Origin of the sequence: Microbacterium testaceum StLB037 (assembly GCF_000202635.1) — a bacterium.
Taxonomy (GTDB): domain Bacteria; phylum Actinomycetota; class Actinomycetes; order Actinomycetales; family Microbacteriaceae; genus Microbacterium; species Microbacterium testaceum_F.
The window spans coordinates 3,562,761-3,582,137 of the sequence record NC_015125.1; the positions used below are offsets into that span (position 1 = coordinate 3,562,761).

The following is a 19,377-nucleotide window of genomic DNA, read 5'->3' on the forward strand; positions in this document are numbered from 1 at the left end:
GTTCAGGGCGAGGGGCGGAGCCGATGCGACCCCGCCCCTCGCCCGCGCAGGGGTCAGCCGGCGCAGACGGCTCCCGCCTGGGCGAACCCCTCCTGCAGCGCGGCGATCTCGTTGCCGAGTTCTGAGAGCTGCGTCGGGTCGGCGACGGCTCCCTGGAGGAAGGCGACGTACTGATCGAGAGCGCCGCTCGCCGCGGTGGCGGCCGGAGCGACTTCCTCGTTCGTGACGCCTGCGAACGCGGTCTTCATGCTGTCGGACAGCTCGGTGAACTTCACCATCGCCGCTTCGTTGTCGGCCGGGTCGATCTCGGTGCCGGCCTTGGAGACTTTCGCGAACTCGGTCTGAACGATCAGGCACGCATCCGCCGTTGACTGCTCGGACACCGACTCCGTCGTCTCCTCCGCGTCGGTGGAGTTCTCGTTCGCTCCGGCGTCTTCATTGACGCTTGCGTCGCTCTGCTCCGCGGGGGCGGCGGCAGAACATCCGCCGAGGAGGAGAAGAGCTGCTGCCGCGACGGCGAGCAGAGAAGTGCGCTTAATGACCATGACTCGTCCATTTCTGTCTTCCCAAGTCGGGTGCTCAGGATTAGGCACAGGGTAGCGAGAGGCCGTTCGATTTTCAGCGAATTGATAAGATCGTGATGCGCCGCGAGGATCAGCTCCCGAGGAGCTGATCCCGCACCTGGCGGCGGAGCACCTTGCCGATGAGCGACTTCGGGAGCTCTTCGACGACCACGATCCGGCGCGGGACCTTGTACGGCGTCAGGATGCCGCGAGCGAACGCCCGGACCGCCTCGGAATCGAATGCGCCGGGCGTCGTCGGAACCACCGCGGCGACGACCTCTTCGCCCGAGTGTTCGCTGGGCACGCCCACCACGGCGACGTCCGCCACCGAGGGGTGCTGCCGGAGGACGTTCTCGACCTCGGTCGGTGCGACATTGAACCCGCCGGTGATGATGAGTTCCTTGATGCGATCGACGATCCGCACGAAGCCGGAGTCGTCGATCGTGACGATGTCTCCCGTGCGGAACCACCCGTCGACGAAGACGTCGTCCGTCGCCTCGGGCTTGCCGTAGTAGCCCGAGAACACCTGCGGACCACGGACGAGGAGTTCTCCCCGCTCGACATCGACGCGGGGATCCTCCGGGTCGACGACTCGGCATTCCGTCCCGGGGAGGGGCAGGCCGACTGTGCCCGCGACGCGATTGTCGGCCACGGGATTCGCCATGAGGACGGGAGAGCACTCGCTCAGTCCGTATCCCTCGACGAGGTAGCCGCCCGTCGCCTTCTCGAACGGGACCACGAGATCGTGCGGGAGGGCCATCGCCCCGGAGATCGCGACATCGGTGCCCTGGAGCGAGACGCCTTTCGCCTCGGCCGCGGCGAGCAAGCGCTCCGCGATCGGGGGCACGAGGGGAAGGAACGTCGCGGGGTGCTTCTTCGTCACGGCGAGCACCAGGTCGGGGTCGAACTTGGGAAAGAGCACGAGCCTCGCGCCCATCGACATGGCGAAGGTCAGGCAGAGCGTGAGGCCGTACGCGTGGAACATCGGAAGGACCGCGTAGACCACGCAGCCCTCGCCGCGCACGATCTGCGGAACCCACGCTCGAGCCTGGGCCGCATTCGCGAGGAGGTTGGCGTGAGTCAACATGGCCCCCTTGGGGGTCCCCGTGGTGCCGCTGGTGTACTGGATGATCGCCAGATCGGACGAGCCTGGGCGCGGATGCGTCTCGGGCAGCGGGGCGTGGCGGACGAGATCCGTCCAGGGGGTGGCATCCCGTGTCTTCTCGGTCAGGGCGGCACGGGCCTCGCGCGCTTTCGCGATCGGCAGACGCAACGCCACTCGTGTCCGCAACGGCATCGCCGCGGTCACGTCCACGGACACGAGCGTCGACACGCGCAGGTCGGCGGGGAAGTCTTGGACCGTCCGGACGACCTTGCTCCAGACGATCGCGTGTTTCGCGCCGTGGTCCTCGAACTGCTTGCGGAGCTCGCGCGCGGTGTAGAGCGGGTTGTGCTCGACGACCACCGCGCCGAGGCGGAGGACGGCATAGAACGCGACGATGTGCTGGGGGCAGTTCGGCAGAACGATGGCGACGGGGTCGCCCGCTCGCACGCCGTGAGCCGCCAGGGCTGCCGCAGCGCGGGAGATGTCGGCCGACAGTGCGGCGTAGGTCGTCTCGCGGCCGAAGAACTGCAGCGCGGGCGCGTCGGGGTAATCGCGGGCCGAGGCGTCGACGATGTCCACGAGAGAACCCGTCTGGGGTTCGAGGTCTTCGGGAACTCCGGCGGCGTAGCTGTGGGTCCAGGTACGGGGCGGATCGAAGCTGGTCACCGGGCCAGCCTAGGGCGAGCCGCCTCGCGCGGGGAGTTTGTTCACGGCATGCGATTCGGGCTTCGACCTGTGCAGAAGAGTCGTCCCTTCCTCCCCAGGCATCGTTCCCCGCGCGCACTTCTCCACGGGCACGGGGCGAAGGCGACGCGAACTAGGATCGGAGGGTGTCTGAAATCACTCCTGATCTCGTGCGCCATCTCGGTGTGCTCGCCCGGATCCAGTTGAGCGACGAGGAGGTCCAGAGCCTCACCGGCCAGCTGGATGCCATCGTCGACAACATCGCGAAGGTGTCCGAGGTGGCGACCCCCGAGGTCGCCGCGACGAGCCACCCGATCCCGCTCGAGAACGTCTTCCGTCCCGACGTCGTGGAGCAGCAGCTCACGCGCGAGCAGGTGCTGCAGAACGCTCCCGACCAGGCCGACGGCCGGTTCCGGGTCACCGCGATCCTGGGGGAGGAACAGTGAGCGACCTCACGCGTCTGACCGCGGCCGAGTTGGCCGCCAAGCTCTCGTCGTCGGAGGTGTCGAGCGTCGAGGCGACGCGTGCCCACCTCGACCGCATCGCCGCCGTCGACGGCGACGTCCACGCCTTCCTGCACGTGAGCGACCACGCCCTCGAGGTCGCGGCCGACATCGACCGCCGTCGCGCGGCGGGCGAGCAGCTGCACGAACTCGCGGGCGTTCCGCTCGCGGTCAAGGACGTGCTCGTCACGACCGACATGCCCTCGACCAGCGGATCGAAGATCCTCGAGGGCTACATGTCGCCCTACGATGCCACGGTCGTCGCGCGCTCGCGCGCTGCGGGGCTCGTGCCCCTCGGTAAGACCAACATGGACGAGTTCGCGATGGGCTCCTCGACCGAGTTCTCGGCGTACGGCCCGACCCGCAACCCCTGGGATCTCGACCGCATCCCCGGCGGCTCGGGCGGTGGCTCCGCTGCGGCCGTCGCCGCTTTCGAGGCCCCGCTTGCCCTCGGCTCCGACACCGGCGGCTCGATCCGCCAGCCGGCGCACGTCACGGGCACGGTCGGGGTGAAGCCGACCTACGGGGGAGTGAGCCGTTACGGCGCGATCGCCCTGGCATCCAGTCTTGACCAGGTCGGCCCGGTCACCCGCACCGTCCTCGACGCGGGTCTGCTGCACGACGTGATCGGCGGACACGACGCGAACGACTCCACCTCGCTGTCCGACGCGTGGCCGTCGTTCGCCGCCGCCGCCCGCGAGGGTGCGACCGGCCAGATCCTCACGGGCCTGAAGGTCGGCGTCATCCGCGAGCTCGACGACCGCGGGTTCCAGAAGGGCGTGTCGGACTCGTTCCGCGCGTCGCTGGCGGCCATGGAGGCTCAGGGTGCCGAGATCGTCGAGATCAGCGCCCCGCACTTCGAGTACGGTGTCGCCGCGTACTACCTGATCCTGCCCGCGGAAGCCTCGAGCAACCTCGCGAAGTTCGACTCGGTGCGCTTCGGTCTGCGCGTGAACCCGCAGGGTGCCGCGACCGTCGAGAACGTCATGGCCGCCACGCGTGACGCGGGCTTCGGTCCCGAGGTCAAGCGCCGCATCATCCTCGGCACCTATGCGCTGTCGGCGGGCTACTACGACGCCTACTACGGCAGCGCGCAGAAGGTCCGCACGCTCATCCAGCAGGACTTCGACGCCGCGTTCGCGCAGGTCGACGTCATCGCGACGCCGTCCGCGCCGACCACGGCCTTCCGCCTCGGAGAGAAGATCGACGACCCGCTGCAGATGTACCTCAACGACGTCACCACGATCCCCGCGAACCTCGCGGGCGTGCCCGGTATCTCGATCCCGAGCGGCCTCGCCGAGGAGGACGGTCTTCCCGTCGGCATCCAGTTCCTCGCTCCCGCCCGACAGGACGCGCGTCTCTACCGCGTCGGCGCGGCTCTCGAAGCGTTGCTCGTCGATCAGTGGGGCGGTCCGCTGCTCGACAAGGCCCCCTCTCTCACGAACGGAGCGTCGCTCTGATGGCGAAAGACGCACTCATGGACTTCGACGAGGCGCTCGAGCTGTTCGAGCCCGTGCTCGGTTTCGAGGTGCACGTCGAGCTCAACACCGCGACCAAGATGTTCTCGGCCGCGCCCAACCCGGCCAACGAGGCCAACCACGGAGCCGAGCCGAACACGCTCGTCGCCCCGGTGGACATGGGCCTGCCGGGCGCGCTGCCGGTGGTGAACGCCGAGGCGATCCGCTCATCGATCAGCCTGGGCCTCGCCCTCGGCTGCTCGATCGCGCCGTCGAGCCGCTTCGCGCGGAAGAACTACTTCTACCCCGATCTCGGCAAGAACTACCAGATCTCGCAGTACGACGAGCCGATCGCGTTCGAGGGCTCGGTCGAGGTCGAGCTCGAAGACGGCACGATCGTGACCGTGCCAATCGAGCGCGCCCACATAGAAGAGGATGCCGGCAAGCTCACGCACATGGGAGGCTCGACGGGGCGCATCCAGGGCGCCGAGTACTCGCTCGTCGACTACAACCGCGCGGGCGTTCCCCTGGTCGAGATCGTCACCAAGCCGATCTTCGGTGCCGAGCACTCGGCCCCGGCCCTGGCCAAGGCCTACGTCGCGACGATCCGCGACATCGTGCGCGGTCTCGGTATCTCGGAGGCGAGGCTCGAGCGCGGCAACCTCCGCTGCGACGCGAACGTCTCACTGCGTCCCCGCGGCCAGGAGAAGCTGGGCACCCGCACCGAGACCAAGAACGTCAACTCGATGCGTTCCGTGGAGCGCGCGGTCCGCTACGAGATCCAGCGCCAGGCGGCGATCCTGGCGAAGGGCGGCACGATCACGCAGGAGACGCGTCACTGGCACGAGGACACCGGTCGCACCTCGCCCGGGCGCCCGAAGTCGGATGCCGACGACTACCGCTACTTCCCCGAGCCCGACCTGCTGCCGGTCGTGCCGGCGCCGGAGCTGATCGAGGAACTGCGTGCGGCCCTTCCCGAGGCGCCGGCCGCACGTCGGCGCCGACTGAAGACCGAGTGGGGCTTCACCGACCTCGAGTTCCAGGACGTCGCCAACGGCGGCCTGCTCGACGCGGTCGCCGACACGATCGCCGCGGGTGCCGCGCCCGCCTCGGCCCGCAAGTGGTGGACGGGTGAGATCACCCGCGTCGCGAACGCCCAGGAGCGCGACGCGGCGGATCTCGTCTCGCCCGAGAACGTCGCGGCGCTGCAGAAGCTCGTCGATCAGGGCACTCTCACCGACAAGCTCGCACGCCAGGTCCTCGAGGGTGTCATCGCCGGTGAAGGCACTCCGCAGGAGGTCGTCGACGCGCGCGGTCTCGCGGTGGTGTCCGACGACGGAGCGCTCATCGCCGCGATCGACGAGGCCCTGGCGGCTCAGCCCGACGTCCTCGCGAAGATCCGCGACGGCAAGGTGCAGGCCGCCGGCGCCGTCATCGGCGCGGTCATGAAGGCGATGAAGGGCCAGGCCGACGCGGCGCGCGTGCGCGAGCTCGTCCTGGAGCGCGCCGCCGCGCAGTAATCGACACCGGATGCCACGACCCCGGCCGTCTCGCACGGCTCGGGGTCGCGGCATCCGTCGTCTCACCATGCCACCGGCCCGATGTCGGAGGTCCGGGAGACAATGGAGGCATGGGACGAGGGGACGGCACCGGACGCATCGTCTCGCGTCCCGACGCGGACGACACCGGGACGGGGATCCTGCACGTCGACATGGATGCCTTCTTCGCCTCGGTCGCCGTCCTCGACGATCCGTCGCTCGCGGGGAAGCCTCTCATCATCGGTGGCTCCGAGGGGCGTGGGGTGGTGTCGAGTGCGTCCTACGAAGCGCGGCGCTACGGCGTGAAGTCCGCGATGCCCGTCGCGATCGCGCTGAGGATGTGCCCGACCGCGATCGTCGTGAACCCGCCGTACCAGCGCTACACGGAGATGTCGCGGCAGGTCATGGCGATCTTCCACGACGTCACCCCGCTCGTCGAGCCGCTGTCGATCGATGAGGCCTTCCTGGACGTGCGCGGAGCGCGTCGCCTGTGGGGGAGTCCGGGACGAATCGCGCGGGATCTCCGCACCCGAGTCAAAGCCGAGACCGGGCTCACGTGCAGCATCGGTGTGGCGGCGACCAAGCACGTGGCGAAGATGGCCTCGACGATCTCCAAGCCCGACGGTCTCCTCGTGGTGGCGGCGGCGGACACCGAGTCCTTCCTTCGCCCCCGCTCTGTGCGCGCACTCTGGGGCGTCGGGCCGAAGGCGGCAGAGGCGCTCGAGGCGCGTGGCATCCGTCTCGTGTCGGACATTCTCGATGCGCCGCGATCCGTTCTCGAACAGGCGCTGGGCCCGGCCATGGCCGAGCGGGTGTGGCACCTGTCGCGGGGGATCGACGCGCGGGAGGTGCACACCGGGCGCACGGAGAAGAGCATCGGGCACGAGGAGACGTTCCACACCGACATCACCGACACTCCTACTCTCCATGTCGAGCTGCGCCGACTCGCCGATCGCGTGGGTGCGCGGCTGCGCGCCCAGCAGTACGAGGCTGCGACGGTCGCCATCAAGGTGCGGTTCAGCGACTTCACCACGCTCAGTCGCTCCCGCACTCTCCCCGAGGCGACCTCCGTCGGTCAGCGCATCGGCGACGCGGCGATCGAGTTGTTCGACGCGATCGATCGTCGGCAGGCGGTGCGACTCGTCGGAGTGCGCGGCGAGAAGCTGGCCCCCGCGGCGATGGCTGCGACCCTCTGGGACGACGATGCGGAGTGGCGTCGGGTCGAGGGCGCTCTCGACAGCGCCGTCGCTCGATTCGGACGGGGCGCGGTGACCCGGGGATCGCTGCTCGGTCCCACGCGCGGAGGCGGCGCGCTCCCGACGAACCCGCGCCCCTCGTACGACCACTGACACGCTCCACCCGGAGGCGCAACACCCTGGGCGAGACGAAATCCGCCGGGTACGGTGGGGACATGCCCAACATCGCATTGGAACTCGGCAAGCAGTCCACCAGCTTCGGCGTCACGGCCGCCTATGGCGAGCAGCAGGACGTCGACGGCGTGCGCATCGTCCCGGTCGCACTGACCTGGGCCGGTTTCGGCGGGGGTTCGGATGAGCAGGGCAACGGCGGGGGCGGTGGCGGCGGCTACACCCTTCCGCTCGGCGCCTACATCCGTCGCGGCGATGACTTGCGGTTCGACCCGAACATCGTCTCGCTGCTCGCGGTGGCCGTGCCGTTCGTGTGGGTCGCCGGTCGCGCGCTCAGCCGTGTCATTCGCGCCCTCAAGAAGTAGCGCCGACGAGGTCGACGACGCTCTTGCTGCGGCGACGGCCGCCGTCGTCGAGCGTGTCCGAGCGATCGGCGCCACGAACCCCGTGATCATCGTGGACGGGCGAAGCGGCGCGGGCAAGAGCTCGCTTGCGCGGCGGCTCGTCACCGCATGGCCGCTCCGGGGCCGCGTGCAGCTCGTGGCGTTGGACGACGTGTATGCCGGGTGGGACGGACTCGCCGAGGGATCGGCTTACGCCTGCGAGAAGATCCTCACGCCGCATGCGAAGGGTCTCGTCGGCGTGTGGGAGCGCTGGGACTGGGACACCGGCGAACGCGCCGAGGCGCGGGCCGTCGATCCTGCTCTTCCACTGATCGTCGAGGGCGCCGGAGCGCTGACGCCTGAGACGTCTCGTCTCGCGGACATCGCCGTCTGGGTCGATGCGCCGACGTTCTCGCGCAAGCATCGTGCCCTCGATCGCGACGGAGACACGTATCGCCCGCACTGGGAGCGCTGGGCCGCCCAGGAGGATGAACACCTCGAGAGGAACGACCCGGTCTCGCTCGCGACCCTGTTCGTGCGCGTGCCCTGAAACGCGTGTGGATCCCGGCTCCCTCGGAGAGCTTTCTCGCGCCCCGAGGGCGAGCCGCGTCAGCGCCGATCGAGCGCGGTGACGAGCCCGTCCAGCCGATATCCGATCCAGTCGTAGATGCCGAATCGCGGGTCCTCCGGCTGGTGATCATCGTCGTTCTGGATGCCGAGACGCGTGGCCATGACGAGACGGACGGCGGAGAGCGTCCGCATCCAGGACAGGGCCTCTTCCTCTCCGAGGGCGACCGTGAGCGTGGCATCCGGATCTCCATCGGTTGCCGGATCGCCCCCGTCCATGCCCAGGGTGCGCAGTACCGTCTCCGCGTCGGCCACGCGTCGGGTGAGCAGATCGTCGCCGGTGAGACGGCGGAACTCCTGCGTCGCCTCGTCGTCGTCCGGGTAGGCGTCGGGGAGAAGGCGAGCGACGGCGGGATCGTCGCCGCGTCGGGTATCGGTCACGACGTCGCGGAACTGGCCGACGATGCCGGCCAGGTGCAGAGCCTCGAGACCGCTGATCTCGAGGACGACGATCTTCTCGGTCACGCGGGTTCCTTTCGAACGGTCGCCCACAGCCCGTAGTCGTGCATCGCGTGGGTGTGCGCTTCCATGACCTCGCGGGGCCCGCGGGCGACGACGGCGTGACCGTCGTGGTGAACGGCGAGCATCAGGCGCTCAGCGGTCGCGGAGTCGAAGCCGAAGTAGGTCCGGAACACGTGGCTGACGTAGCTCATGAGATTCACGGGGTCGTTCCACACCACCGTCTGCCAGGAGGAGGGCGGGACGTCGTCGACGTCGGTTTCGTCGACGGTGTCGAGATCCGGGAGGGCGATGGCGGGCATCAGGCCCACCCCAACTCGTGGAGGCGTGCGTCGTCGATCCCGTAGAAGTGCGCGATCTCGTGCACCAGCGTGGTGTGGATCTCGTCGCGCAGTTCCTCCTCATCGGCGCACGCGGCGAGGTGCGGCTCTCGGTAGAGGATGATGCGGTCCGGGAGTTCGCCGACGCCATAGCGATCGCGCTCCGTGAGCGCCCAGCCGTCGTAGAGCCCGAGGAGATCGAGCGAGCCGTCCTCCGGCCGATCCTCCACGACGAAGATGACGTTGTCCAAGCCGTCGACCATGTCGTCGGGGAGGCGATCGAGCTCGTCGATCACAAGGGCCTCGAACGTCTCGGCATCCAGATCGAGGGTGACGCCGGTGTTCGCGTCATCGCTCATGTCGTCTCCTGGGAAGTGGGCCGCTTCGTCGATTCTACGTTCGCTGGGGTCGACACCTCCCGAAAGCCGAAGGCCCGTCGAGTGATGTCGACGGGCCTTCGGGGGAGTGGGGTGGCTAACGGGACTTGAACCCGCGGCCCCCGCGACCACAACGCGGTGCTCTACCAACTGAGCTATAGCCACCATGCGTCCGCCGCAGCGGACAACTGGACAATTATGTCACACGTCGTGCGCGAACGACGACACGGCCGACGCCGCGACGGCCTTCGCCTCGTCGCTCGTCGGCCCCGGCTGCGGGACGAAAACCGCCTCGCGGTAGTAGGCAAGTTCGCGGATGGACTCGAGGATGTCGGCGAGGGCGCGGTGTCCGCCGTTCTTCGCGGGGGCGTGGATGTAGGCGCGCGGGTACCACCGTCGCGACAGCTCCTTGATGCTCGACACGTCCACGTTCCGGTAGTGCAGCCACCGGTCCACGCGGGGCATGTACTTCGCGAGGAACATCCGATCGGTACCGATCGTGTTGCCCGCGAGAGGAGCCTTGCCCTCGACCGGCGCGAAGCGCTGGATGTACTCGAGCGCCTGGAACTCGGCATCCGCGAGGCTCACGCCGTTCGGGATCTCGTCGAGCAATCCCGAGGAGCGGTGCATCTCGGTCACGAACTCGCCCATGTTCGCCATCGCCGAGGCGTCGGGCTTGATCACGATGTGGAAGCCCGGGTCGAGCACGTTGAGCTCGAAGTCGGTGACGACGACGGCGATCTCGACCAGCTCGTCGACCGCGAGGTCGAGGCCCGTCATCTCGCAGTCGATCCAGACGAGCCGGTCATTCGTGGAGGCGCCTACCATCCCTCCAGTCTAGTGAGGGGGTCCGACACCGAAGCCGTGTCCCCCAGACACGATTCGAACGTGTGACCGGCGGATTAGAAGGCCGCTGCTCTATCCACTGAGCTACTGGGGGTCGTCGACCAGGATATCGCCGTGCTCGACCGACGTCACACCGCGCGCGTCGACCCCCTGGTTCCTCCGCTCGGACGGAGGTACCCTGCGGGCATCGAGAGCAAAGGAGCACTCATGTCTGAAACGGTGACGCGACGCATCTGGGTCGCCTACGGTCCCGCCGGCGTGGTCGGCAAGATCCAGAAGGACGCCGACGGGTACGGCGTGCACATGGCGGGCAAGGACGAGCCGCTCGGGGTGTACCCCACGATGGAGATCGCGAAGAACGCCCTGCACTCGCACCTGAAGCCCGGGAGCGATCGCCCCGAATTCCGCGAGCACTGACGCCCCCGCACCGCGCGTCGCCTGTCCATGGCCACGCGCGGTGCGGACGCGCCGTCACGCGTGTGCCGGCGTCGGGGCGCTTTCTCGGGTTGCGAGCAAGGGCAGAGCGAGGTGCACCAGCGGCCCGATGCCGAGCGCGAAGACCACCGTTCCGATGCCGACGGTCCCGCCCAGGATCCAGCCGAGCACCAGGACGCTTCCCTCGACACCCAGGCGGCACGCCCAGATCGGCCAGCCGAAGCGCGCGTGCAGGCCGGTCATGAGCCCATCGCGCGGACCGGGCCCGAAGCGCGCACCGATGTAGAGGCCGGATGCCGCTGCCACGACGACGACGCCGGCGACGAGCATGAGCGCCTGCAGCCACCACACGTCCGGGTGCGGGAGGAATCCGAGAGCGACCTGCATGCTCGTGCCGACCAGCAGGATGTTGGCGACGGTGCCGACCCCGGGCTTCTGCCGGAGCGGGATCCACAGAAGGAGGACACCGAGCCCCACGATGTTGGTGATCCAGCCGACGCCGATGCCGCTTACACGCGCCAGGCCCTCAGCGAAGACGGTCCACGGGTCGACACCGAGACCGGCGGCGACGGTGAGCCCGCAGCCGAAGCCGTAGGCGATCAGGCCGATCAAGAGACGAAGGATGCGTTCGGGCATAAGAGGATCCAATCACCGGATTGGCTTTCTCTCGAGATGCCAATTCCCCTACTGTGGCCTGATGGATTCTCGAATCTCGGCGCGGGCGCTGGCGGAGGCGTTGGGTGGCTGGCGTGGTCAGGGCCCCGCCTACGAGGCGCTGGCCGACGCGGTGCGACTGCTGTGTCTCGACAATCGCATCGCGCCACGCACGGCCCTTCCCGCGGAGCGTGAGCTCTCGGCCGCGCTGGCGCTGAGTCGGACGACGGTGGCCGCCGCGTACCGGAGTCTGCGCGACACCGGCCACATCGAGAGTCTTCGCGGCAGTGGCAGCGTCACGCGTCCGCTGCCGCGGAACGACCCGGGAGGATCGACCGCGGACACTGACGCGATCGACCTGCAGCAGGCGAGTCCCGCGGCATGGCCGGGTCTGCCCGCGGTCCTGGCGGAGGTCCTTCAGGATGCCAGTGCCCTCGTGGCCCGTTCCGGTTACGACGTGATCGGATCGGTGGAGCTCCGGCAGGCGATCGCAGACCGGTACGGCGAGCGTGGCATCCCCACCACGGCCGATCAGATCCTCGTCACGACGGGAGCCCAGAGCGCCATTCACCTGGTGGCGTCGGTTCTGCTCAATCGGGCCGATCGTGTGCTGATCGAGACACCGACGTATCCGCACGCCGCCGAGGCCTTCCGATACATCGGCGCGCGGCTCGTCGGGGTGCCGGTTTCGGCGGAAACAGGCTGGGACCTCGACCGGGCGGCGCAGACCTTCGCGCGGACACTTCCGTCGCTGGCGTATCTGATGCCCGATTTCCAGAACCCGACCGGGCGGACGATGTCGCCCACGGAGGTGGCGGCGTTCGTCGCCGGCGCCGAGGCGACCGGGACGTCCCTCGTCCTCGACGAGACGACCGCCGAACTGAACATCGATCGGCGGGGGAGCGGGACGCGGTTCCCGGAATCGGACCTCGTGATCCGTATCGGTTCACTCGGCAAGACCGTGTGGGGCGGGCTCCGCGTGGGCTGGATCCGCGCGGAGGCGGACATCATCCGTCGGCTGGCCAGTGGGCGACCCGTGCACGACCTCGGAACGCCCGAGGTGGAGCAGGCCGTCGCGACGCGGCTGCTGCCGCGACTCGACGAGATCGCCGTCCAGCGAGGCGACCTGCTCCGCACCGGCCGGGATGCGCTCGTGAGGGCGTTGCGGTCGGCCTTCGGAGACTGGGACATCCCGAATCCGGACGGAGGTGTGTCCCTGTGGCTCGGCATCGGCGAGCCCGTCAGCACTCCGTTGGTGATGAACGCGCGTTCGCGCGGACTGTTCCTTTCCGCCGGGTCACGGTTCGCGACCGAGGGCGGCCACGATCGGCAACTGCGCATGCCCTTCACCGCTCCGCCGGCGACCCTCGAGCGCGCCGTCGACGTGCTCGCGGCGGCATGGGGGGACGTGCGAGGTGAGGGTCAGCCGAGCCGCCTCGGCGAACTGTCCGCGGTCGTGTGAGCCGAACGATCCGCCGCTGATTCTCGGTCATCGCGCGTACCGCAGACACTCGAGGGCTTCGGCGGCGGACCAGAACTCACCGAGCCGTCGGAACGCCCCGGATGCGGCGTGGAAGCGCTCGGCGGCATAGCGCCAGCCGCGCTCGGAGGCGGTGGCGCGGACATGACCGACCACGATGCCCCGAGGATCGGCGATGCGCCACAGGCCGGCGGCGACATGGGTCGCCGCACCCCACCCGGCCGGACGCGGTGCCGGGGCGAGGTCGTTCCACAGTGCGGTGCTCATGCCGTGAATGTACGACCGACCTCCGACATTGGCGTCGGCGTACTCTCTCGCCCTTCCTCCCCACCGTTCTTCCTTGTCGAGTCCTCCACGGATCGCCCCTTTCCGGTCCCGGCGCGCGCCGCGTCGCGGGCAGTCTGGGCTTCGCTCCGGTATCCGTCGGGCACACGGATGCCGGAGCACACACTCCGAGGAAAGGACTTCACCATGAGCGACCACATCACCCTCGTCGGCAACATCGTCGGCGACCCCGAAGCACGTACGACCCGCGGGGGCGACTCGATCGCCGCTTTCCGCCTCGCCGTCAGCGAACGGCGGTTCGACCGCGAGCGCAATCAGTGGGTCGACGGGCACACCAGCTACTACGCCGTGTCGGTCTTCGGCGAGCTGGGGAAGAACGCCCTCGCCTCCGTCCGAAAGGGTGAACGCGTCGTCGTGACGGGGCGGCTGCGCCTCCGCGAATGGGAGAACGAGACCAAGCGCGGGGTCAGCGCCGATGTCACCGCCGAAGCGATCGGTCACGACCTCCGCTGGGGCGTGACGCGCTTCCAACGAACGCCCCGTGGCGACACCGCGCGCGCCGAAGTGACGGACCAAGCGGCCGCGTCCGCGGAACAGTGGGCGAGTCCCGCGGCCTCCGATGAATCGGCGACGCCGGGCGCGGTGAACACCGAAGAGGTGAGCGATCCCGTGCTGCCCGAGACAGCAGACGCCACTCCGTTCTGACGGCGGTGTTCCGGTGGGGTGCGCGGGAGGCGTGGCGGTGTGAGCGGGAGGCGTCCCGGCGGTGTGGCGGGAGGCGCGGTAAGCCCCGACGATCGGGGTACGTAGAATCGAGCGCGTGTCCCGTCCCGCTGGTCGTCTGCTCGCTCCCGCGGCGCTCGTCGCCCTTCTCGCCTTGAGCGGGTGCACGGGCGGCTCGCCGGCGCCGGCCCCGGCGACCACCATCCCACCCGCCGCGACCGCGGCCCCTTCGTCGTCGCCGACCAGCGCTCCGGCGCCGACTCTCGCCCCCGAGGGCTCGGCATCCGACAATCTGCCGTACTTCGCGCAGGTCGTCGCCGCCGTCGCCGCTGGTTCGACCCCGGTCTCCGGTCGCGCCTACATCGATGCCCTCACCCAAGCAGGCTTCGACAAGGCGGCGATGCAGGTCACCCAGGACGAGTCCACGATCGGAAACCCCGCCGAAAGCATCGAGTTCTCGGTGCGGCGGGGCGACCAGTGCCTCGTGGGCCAGGTCGGCCCCTCGATCGGCGCGCCCGTCAGTACGGTTCTCCCCGGACTCAGCTCCGGGGGCTGCCTCATCGGACAGACCCGACCGATCGACTGGTGACGCAACCGCCCATCGCACACTGCGCGGAGGCCGCGCAGCGCCCGCGATGCTCCTCGATCGCTCTCGAGCGGCCGAGTCACTCCACCCACGGGCCATAGACTGGTCGGGTTATGGCGGAATACATCTACTCCATGGTCCGCGCGCGCAAGGCCGTGGGCGACAAGCTGATCCTCGACGACGTCACGATGTCGTTCCTCCCGGGTGCCAAGATCGGCATGGTCGGGCCGAACGGTGCCGGTAAGTCCACGATCCTCAAGATCATGGCCGGGCTCGACACCCCCTCCAACGGAGAGGCGCGGCTGAGCCCGGGCTTCACCGTCGGGATCCTCATGCAGGAGCCCGAGCTCGACGACAGCAAGACCGTGCTGGAGAACATCCAGGACGGCGTCGCGATCAAGCCGAAGCTCGACCGGTTCAACGAGATCTCGGCTCTCATGGCCGACCCCGATGCCGATTTCGACGCGCTGCTGGCCGAGATGGGCACGCTGCAGGAAGAGATCGACGCAGCCGACGGCTGGGATCTGGACTCGCAGCTCGAGCAGGCGATGGACGCTCTGCGCACCCCGCCCGCCGACGCCAGCGTGGTTCCGCTCTCGGGCGGTGAGCGGCGTCGCGTCGCCCTGGCGAAGCTGCTGCTGCAGAAGCCCGATCTCCTGCTGCTCGACGAGCCCACCAACCACCTCGACGCCGAGAGCGTGCTCTGGCTCGAGCAGCACCTGAAGGCGTACAAGGGCGCGGTCATCGCGATCACCCACGACCGGTACTTCCTCGACAACGTCGCGGAGTGGATCGCCGAGGTCGACCGCGGTCACCTGTACCCGTACGAGGGCAACTACTCGACCTACCTCGAGAAGAAGGGCCAGCGTCTCGACGTCCAGGGCAAGAAGGACGCCAAGCTCGCGAAGCGCCTGAAGGAAGAGCTCGAGTGGGTCCGCTCCAACGCCAAGGGACGCCAGGTCAAGTCGAAGGCGCGCCTCGCCCGGTACGAGGAGATGGCCGCTGAGGCAGAGCGCACGCGCAAGTTGGACTTCGACGAGATCCAGATCCCCGCCGGCCCGCGTCTGGGCAGCATCGTCATCGACGCCAAGAAGCTGGAGAAGAGCTTCGGCGACCGCTCGCTGATCAGCAACCTCAGCTTCAACCTGCCCCCGAACGGCATCGTCGGCGTGATCGGTCCGAACGGTGTCGGAAAGACGACGCTCTTCAAGACGATCGTCGGGCTCGAGCCCCTCGACGGCGGCACGCTCAAGATCGGCGAGACGGTCAAGATCAGCTACGTCGACCAGTCGCGCTCGAACATCGACCCGGAGAAGACGCTGTGGGAAGTCGTGTCCGACGGGCTCGACATCATCACCGTCGGCAAGACCGAGATCCCCTCGCGCGCTTACGTGTCGAAGTTCGGCTTCAAGGGGCCCGACCAGCAGAAGAAGGCCGGGGTGCTCTCCGGTGGTGAGCGCAACCGTCTCAACCTCGCGCTCACGCTGAAGGAGGGCGGCAACCTGCTCCTCCTCGACGAGCCGACCAACGACCTCGACGTCGAGACCCTCAGCTCGCTCGAGAACGCTCTGCTCGAGTTCCCCGGCTGCGCCGTGGTCATCACGCACGACCGGTGGTTCCTCGACCGCATCGCAACGCACATCCTCGCCTACGAGGGCACGGAGGAGCACCCCGACCAGTGGCACTGGTTCGAGGGCAACTTCGAGGCGTACGAGGCGAACAAGGTTGAGCGCCTCGGCGCCGACGCGGCGAACCCCTCGCGCTCGACCTACCGCAAGCTCACGCGTGACTGAGAACACGATCCCCGACGAGGGTCCGGCCACCGCCGGACCCTCGCGGGTGCATGTCCCGATCCACCTCCGGTGGGGCGACCTCGACGCTCTCGGGCACGTCAACAACACGTCGATGCTGAAGCTCCTCGAAGAGGCTCGCTTGCGCGCGTTCTGGTTCAGCGACGGCGAGGGAGAGCCCCTGCCGACCGCGGTGTTCCACATGGACGTCCTCGAGAGCGGGGGAGACCGGGCCACGCTCATCGCCCGGCAGGAGATCGAGTACCTCCGTCCTGTCCCGTACAGCCAGCGTCCGTTGGACGTGCGCATGTGGATCGGCGCGATGGGCGGCTCGAGTGCCGACATCTGCTTCGAGGTCTACAGCCCGGTGGGCGATGCCCAGCCGGTCCTCTATGCCCGCGCGACCGTGGTCACGGTCCTCGTCGACACCGCAAGTGGCCGTCCGATCCGCTGGACCGAGAACGAGCGCTCCGCCTGGGCGCCCTACATCGGCGATCCCATCGAGTACCGTCGGCGGTCCGGGCGAAGCTGATGCCCGGCACGAAGGGACCGGATGCCGGGGGCCCGGCATCCGGAATCAGTCGCGCGGTACCCGCACCATGACCTCTTGCGCGACGCTCGCGAGAAGGACGCCGTCCCGCGTGTAGATCCGCCCCGTCGACAGCCCGCGTCCGCCGCGGGCGTTCGGCGATTCCTGCACGTACAGGAGCCAGTCGTCGACGCGGCCCGGGCGATGCCACCACATCGCGTGGTCGAGGCTCGCGACCTTCAGGCCGGGGGTGTTCCACGCGACGCCGTGGGCGCGCATGATCGACTCCTGAATCGTGAGGTCGCTGAGGTACGCGAGCGCGGCGCGGTGAACCGCAGGATCGTCGGTGATGGGACGGCGGAGCTTCATCCACACCGCCTGCCGCGGCACCTGCGGTCCCTCCACGGAGCCGTACAGGGGCGACGTGACGTGCCGGACGTCTACGGGACTCGCCGAGAGGATTCGTCGGCTGATCGGGTGGAGCGCATCGACTTCGAGGGCCGGCGCGTCCTCGGGCTGCGGGATGCCGTCGGGCATGGGTTCGAAGTGCTCGAGACCCGGATCCTCGTCCTGGAAGGACGCGATCATCGAGAAGATCGGGACCCCGGACTGGAACGCCTGCGTCCTCCGCGTCGAGAAGGAACGGCCGTCATGGATCCGGTCGACCGAGAACGTGATGCCGTCCGTCGGATCGCCGGGACGCAGGAAGTACCCGTGCATCGAGTGCACCGTCCGCTCCGGGGGAAGCGTGCGCGAGGCGGCCACGATCGTCTGAGCGAGCACCTGCCCGCCGTAGACCCGACCGGTGGGCATGGCCTGCGATACGCCGGTGAAGATGTCTTCCGTCGTCCGGGCGCCGGCGTCGCGGAGGTCGAGCACCGCGAGGAGGGACGCCACGGGATCGTTGGCGTCGGTCACGCTGACTCCCGTTCCGGCGCAGCGAACCCGCGCCGCTTGATAGTTTAGGGCGGGTGTCCGCGCGCCTGTTGTTCCCCGACCCGCAGGCGGCAGCCGACCTGCTCACCTTCGCCTCTCGGGCCATCCGGCTCGGCGACGGGACGGTGCGTCTGCGCGCCGCCTCCGGAGTCCTCGCCACCACCGCCGCTCCGCTCGCGCCGCGCGGCCTGTTCGACGCGACGCCCACGGTTCTCGGCATGCGCGTCTCGGCGATCGACCCGGAACTCGAATGCGACCTGGTCGTCGAGGCATCCGCTCTGCTGCCGGCGCCCGACGATGCCTCCGCCGTCGTCCTCCCGGAGACCGCGACCTCACCCGCGTGGGCAGGCATCTCGCCTCCCCGGAGCGGATGGGAGCAGACGGATGCCATCGACGCCGCCGTGCTGGCGTCCCGCGCCCAGTACGGGGTCGCTGCCGTCGCCGACGCGCTTCCTGCGGATGCGGGGGAGGACGTCGTCCGCGCGGTCCGCGCCCAGGTCTGGGGCCAGCCCGATGAGGCGCTCGGAGGGCTGCCGCTCGGCACGGCTTTCGCCGCCTTCGCGCTCGGATTCATCGCCGGCGGTGAGGAGGCTCCCGTCCGAACGAGCGGAACGTGGACGCGCGTGACGCTCGCGCGCGGGCACGTGCTCGTCCGGGGGCCGGTGCGATCGGGCCTGACCGCGGTGCGGGCGACCGGGAGCTGATTCAGGGAACGCAAAGGAGTCTTCCCTACGCTGAATGGCGCAAGGGGAGTACTCCCATCGCGATGCATCCGTCATCACGAGGTCACCGTTGGCCTCCGGGTGCGTCGGGCCGGGTTCGGCGGAGGAGACCTTGACGTCGCAGCCTCGCGCTGCCCGTCGAGAGGTACCCCATGGTCTCGTTCTCCCGTCTGTTCGATCTCGCGTCCAAAGCCGTCGACAAGGCATCGTCGTCCGGCACCGGCTCCCGTCCCGCCACCGGCGGCGGTCGTGACTGGCGCACCATGGTGCGTTCCGCGGCGGATGCGGTGACCGGCGACCGGCGCGGAGATGCGCCCGCGACGCCCCCGGCCGGCTCGACCAGCCGCTACGCGCCCCCGCCCGCCGGAATAGCGCACGGCGCCGGTGCGCCTGCCGGACACGCGTCCGCGGGAGCATCGGCTGACACTCTCTCGGCCGACGATCGCGCGGCGATCGCGCGCTACGACTACCTCCTGCGCACGGCCGACCCCGCCCGCATCGAGCAGATGCACCGCGAAGCCTTCGCTCGCCTGACACCCGCGCAGCGCGCGCACGTGCGAGCGCGGATGGACGCCGACCTCGCCCCGCACGAGCGGCCCCGCTCCGATGCTCCCGAAGACCTCGCCCGTACGGCGGCCCGCGCGGAAGCGGCTCGGCCCGGCCGCATGTCGGGACTGCTGGCCAAGGCCGGGCGAGGGGGACTCCTCGGCGCCGGTGTCGTGGGCGCCGGGGGACTGCTCGCGGCGGTCGCCGGCGGGGCCGTCGTCAGCGCGGTCGCGGCTCCTCTGCTCGACCAGGCCGGACAGATGGGCGTCGACTTCGCCGGGCTCGCCGAGGGGGTCGATCTGACCGCCCTCGCGGAGGGAGCCGGCGTCGGTGAGTGGATCGGTGGGGCTCAGGATGCCGTGACGGGCGTCGGCGAGCAGGTCGGAGGCTTCGGCGAGCAGCTATCCAACGTCGAAATCCCCGGGTTCGGCGACCTTCTCTGACGATCGGCGCTGGTCGACC

At 69.3% G+C, this 19,377-nt stretch carries 23 protein-coding genes and 2 tRNA genes; 14 read left to right on the forward strand and 11 right to left on the reverse strand.

Going from position 1 to position 19,377, the window contains the following annotated elements; all coding sequences use genetic code 11:
- Nucleotides 1-53: 53 nt before the first annotated feature.
- Nucleotides 54-545: a hypothetical protein gene (locus tag MTES_RS16270; RefSeq protein WP_013586378.1), complete on the reverse strand. Its 492-nt coding sequence runs from the start codon at nt 543-545 to the stop codon at nt 54-56.
- Nucleotides 546-654: 109 nt separating this feature from the next.
- Nucleotides 655-2,334: a long-chain-fatty-acid--CoA ligase gene (locus MTES_RS16275; protein WP_013586379.1), complete on the reverse strand. Its 1,680-nt coding sequence runs from the start codon at nt 2,332-2,334 to the stop codon at nt 655-657.
- 164 nt (nt 2,335-2,498) lie between these two features.
- On the opposite strand from MTES_RS16275, the gene gatC reads away from it, so the two are divergent.
- The 6 genes from gatC to MTES_RS16305 all read left to right on the forward strand — a co-directional run bounded on the left by gatC (nt 2,499) and on the right by MTES_RS16305 (nt 8,150).
- A complete protein-coding gene (gatC, locus tag MTES_RS16280; protein ID WP_013586380.1) occupies nt 2,499-2,798 on the forward strand; it encodes an Asp-tRNA(Asn)/Glu-tRNA(Gln) amidotransferase subunit GatC in 300 nt (99 codons plus the stop codon).
- Nucleotides 2,795-4,315 carry an Asp-tRNA(Asn)/Glu-tRNA(Gln) amidotransferase subunit GatA gene (gene gatA, locus MTES_RS16285; RefSeq protein WP_013586381.1) on the forward strand — a complete coding sequence of 507 codons (1,521 nt, stop codon included), beginning with the start codon at nt 2,795-2,797 and terminating at the stop codon, nt 4,313-4,315. The genes gatC and gatA overlap by 4 nt, the downstream gene beginning before the upstream one ends.
- Nucleotides 4,315-5,832: an Asp-tRNA(Asn)/Glu-tRNA(Gln) amidotransferase subunit GatB gene (gene gatB / locus MTES_RS16290; protein WP_013586382.1), complete on the forward strand. Its 1,518-nt coding sequence runs from the start codon at nt 4,315-4,317 to the stop codon at nt 5,830-5,832. The genes gatA and gatB overlap by 1 nt, the downstream gene beginning before the upstream one ends.
- A gap of 110 nt (nt 5,833-5,942) precedes the next feature.
- On the forward strand, nt 5,943-7,199 hold the full coding sequence (gene dinB / locus MTES_RS16295) for a DNA polymerase IV (protein ID WP_013586383.1): 1,257 nt from the start codon (nt 5,943-5,945) through the stop codon (nt 7,197-7,199).
- A gap of 62 nt (nt 7,200-7,261) precedes the next feature.
- Complete coding sequence (locus tag MTES_RS16300; RefSeq protein ID WP_013586384.1) at nt 7,262-7,582, forward strand: hypothetical protein; 321 nt, start codon at nt 7,262-7,264, stop codon at nt 7,580-7,582.
- Nucleotides 7,557-8,150 (forward strand): adenylate kinase, encoded by a 594-nt coding sequence (locus MTES_RS16305; RefSeq protein ID WP_013586385.1) that lies wholly within the window; start codon nt 7,557-7,559, stop codon nt 8,148-8,150. The genes MTES_RS16300 and MTES_RS16305 overlap by 26 nt, the downstream gene beginning before the upstream one ends.
- Before the next feature lie 59 nt (nt 8,151-8,209).
- On the opposite strand, the gene MTES_RS16310 is transcribed toward MTES_RS16305, so the two are convergent.
- The 6 genes from MTES_RS16310 to MTES_RS16335 form a co-directional block, all read right to left on the reverse strand.
- Nucleotides 8,210-8,692 (reverse strand): DUF2017 family protein, encoded by a 483-nt coding sequence (locus MTES_RS16310; RefSeq protein WP_013586386.1) that lies wholly within the window; start codon nt 8,690-8,692, stop codon nt 8,210-8,212.
- On the reverse strand, nt 8,689-8,997 hold the full coding sequence (gene clpS / locus MTES_RS16315) for an ATP-dependent Clp protease adapter ClpS (protein WP_013586387.1): 309 nt from the start codon (nt 8,995-8,997) through the stop codon (nt 8,689-8,691). The genes MTES_RS16310 and clpS overlap by 4 nt, the downstream gene beginning before the upstream one ends.
- Nucleotides 8,988-9,365, reverse strand: a complete 378-nt coding sequence (locus MTES_RS16320; protein ID WP_013586388.1) for a metallopeptidase family protein — start codon at nt 9,363-9,365, stop codon at nt 8,988-8,990. The genes clpS and MTES_RS16320 overlap by 10 nt, the downstream gene beginning before the upstream one ends.
- Before the next feature lie 107 nt (nt 9,366-9,472).
- Nucleotides 9,473-9,548 (reverse strand) — tRNA-His (locus MTES_RS16325).
- Between the two features lie 36 nt (nt 9,549-9,584).
- Nucleotides 9,585-10,211, reverse strand: a complete 627-nt coding sequence (gene orn / locus MTES_RS16330) for an oligoribonuclease (RefSeq protein WP_043361616.1) — start codon at nt 10,209-10,211, stop codon at nt 9,585-9,587.
- Between the two features lie 39 nt (nt 10,212-10,250).
- Nucleotides 10,251-10,323 (reverse strand) — tRNA-Arg (locus MTES_RS16335).
- Between the two features lie 113 nt (nt 10,324-10,436).
- Between MTES_RS16335 and MTES_RS16340 the strand changes: the two genes are divergently transcribed.
- Complete coding sequence (locus MTES_RS16340) at nt 10,437-10,646, forward strand: hypothetical protein (protein WP_013586391.1); 210 nt, start codon at nt 10,437-10,439, stop codon at nt 10,644-10,646.
- Between the two features lie 54 nt (nt 10,647-10,700).
- On the opposite strand, the gene MTES_RS16345 is transcribed toward MTES_RS16340, so the two are convergent.
- A complete protein-coding gene (locus MTES_RS16345; protein ID WP_013586392.1) occupies nt 10,701-11,300 on the reverse strand; it encodes a YczE/YyaS/YitT family protein in 600 nt (199 codons plus the stop codon).
- Between the two features lie 61 nt (nt 11,301-11,361).
- Here MTES_RS16345 and MTES_RS16350 point away from each other — a divergent pair, with 61 nt between their 5' ends.
- Nucleotides 11,362-12,780, forward strand: coding sequence for a PLP-dependent aminotransferase family protein (locus MTES_RS16350; RefSeq protein ID WP_043361618.1), 1,419 nt, complete (start codon nt 11,362-11,364; stop codon nt 12,778-12,780).
- Between the two features lie 27 nt (nt 12,781-12,807).
- Here the strand turns inward: MTES_RS16350 and MTES_RS19595 are convergent, their stop codons facing one another.
- Nucleotides 12,808-13,065 (reverse strand): hypothetical protein, encoded by a 258-nt coding sequence (locus MTES_RS19595; RefSeq protein ID WP_013586394.1) that lies wholly within the window; start codon nt 13,063-13,065, stop codon nt 12,808-12,810.
- A gap of 204 nt (nt 13,066-13,269) precedes the next feature.
- Between MTES_RS19595 and ssb the strand changes: the two genes are divergently transcribed.
- The 4 genes from ssb (at nt 13,270) to MTES_RS16375 (ending at nt 16,714) form a co-directional block, all read left to right on the forward strand.
- A complete protein-coding gene (gene ssb, locus MTES_RS19600; RefSeq protein ID WP_013586395.1) occupies nt 13,270-13,788 on the forward strand; it encodes a single-stranded DNA-binding protein in 519 nt (172 codons plus the stop codon).
- A 115-nt stretch (nt 13,789-13,903) separates the two neighbouring features.
- A complete protein-coding gene (locus MTES_RS19730) occupies nt 13,904-14,395 on the forward strand; it encodes a DUF6993 domain-containing protein (protein WP_013586396.1) in 492 nt (163 codons plus the stop codon).
- A 110-nt stretch (nt 14,396-14,505) separates the two neighbouring features.
- Nucleotides 14,506-16,185 carry an energy-dependent translational throttle protein EttA gene (gene ettA / locus MTES_RS16370; RefSeq protein WP_013586397.1) on the forward strand — a complete coding sequence of 560 codons (1,680 nt, stop codon included), beginning with the start codon at nt 14,506-14,508 and terminating at the stop codon, nt 16,183-16,185.
- Nucleotides 16,178-16,714, forward strand: coding sequence for an acyl-CoA thioesterase (locus MTES_RS16375; RefSeq protein ID WP_013586398.1), 537 nt, complete (start codon nt 16,178-16,180; stop codon nt 16,712-16,714). The genes ettA and MTES_RS16375 overlap by 8 nt, the downstream gene beginning before the upstream one ends.
- Before the next feature lie 45 nt (nt 16,715-16,759).
- On the opposite strand, the gene MTES_RS16380 is transcribed toward MTES_RS16375, so the two are convergent.
- Nucleotides 16,760-17,629 carry an acyl-CoA thioesterase gene (locus MTES_RS16380; RefSeq protein ID WP_013586399.1) on the reverse strand — a complete coding sequence of 290 codons (870 nt, stop codon included), beginning with the start codon at nt 17,627-17,629 and terminating at the stop codon, nt 16,760-16,762.
- Between the two features lie 53 nt (nt 17,630-17,682).
- On the opposite strand from MTES_RS16380, the gene MTES_RS16385 reads away from it, so the two are divergent.
- Nucleotides 17,683-18,351 (forward strand): hypothetical protein, encoded by a 669-nt coding sequence (locus MTES_RS16385; protein ID WP_013586400.1) that lies wholly within the window; start codon nt 17,683-17,685, stop codon nt 18,349-18,351.
- A 170-nt stretch (nt 18,352-18,521) separates the two neighbouring features.
- The gene (locus MTES_RS16390; protein WP_013586401.1) at nt 18,522-19,358 is read left to right on the forward strand and encodes a hypothetical protein; all 837 of its coding nucleotides are present in this window, start codon (nt 18,522-18,524) and stop codon (nt 19,356-19,358) included.
- Nucleotides 19,359-19,377 lie beyond the last annotated feature (19 nt).

Bases quoted from the DNA above. Each gene is read 5' to 3' on its own strand.
- ettA (WP_013586397.1), top strand. From the start codon at position 14,506: ATGGCGGAATACATCTACTCCATGGTCCGCGCGCGCAAGGCCGTGGGC.
- orn (WP_043361616.1), bottom strand. From the start codon at position 10,211: ATGGTAGGCGCCTCCACGAATGACCGGCTCGTCTGGATCGACTGCGAG.
- gatB (WP_013586382.1), top strand. From the start codon at position 4,315: ATGGCGAAAGACGCACTCATGGACTTCGACGAGGCGCTCGAGCTGTTC.
- MTES_RS16350 (WP_043361618.1), top strand. From the start codon at position 11,362: ATGGATTCTCGAATCTCGGCGCGGGCGCTGGCGGAGGCGTTGGGTGGC.
- MTES_RS19595 (WP_013586394.1), bottom strand. From the start codon at position 13,065: ATGAGCACCGCACTGTGGAACGACCTCGCCCCGGCACCGCGTCCGGCC.
- MTES_RS16390 (WP_013586401.1), top strand. From the start codon at position 18,522: ATGGTCTCGTTCTCCCGTCTGTTCGATCTCGCGTCCAAAGCCGTCGAC.
- dinB (WP_013586383.1), top strand. From the start codon at position 5,943: ATGGGACGAGGGGACGGCACCGGACGCATCGTCTCGCGTCCCGACGCG.
- MTES_RS16320 (WP_013586388.1), bottom strand. From the start codon at position 9,365: ATGAGCGATGACGCGAACACCGGCGTCACCCTCGATCTGGATGCCGAG.
- ssb (WP_013586395.1), top strand. From the start codon at position 13,270: ATGAGCGACCACATCACCCTCGTCGGCAACATCGTCGGCGACCCCGAA.
- MTES_RS16300 (WP_013586384.1), top strand. From the start codon at position 7,262: ATGCCCAACATCGCATTGGAACTCGGCAAGCAGTCCACCAGCTTCGGC.
- MTES_RS16345 (WP_013586392.1), bottom strand. From the start codon at position 11,300: ATGCCCGAACGCATCCTTCGTCTCTTGATCGGCCTGATCGCCTACGGC.
- MTES_RS16340 (WP_013586391.1), top strand. From the start codon at position 10,437: ATGTCTGAAACGGTGACGCGACGCATCTGGGTCGCCTACGGTCCCGCC.
- MTES_RS16270 (WP_013586378.1), bottom strand. From the start codon at position 545: ATGGTCATTAAGCGCACTTCTCTGCTCGCCGTCGCGGCAGCAGCTCTT.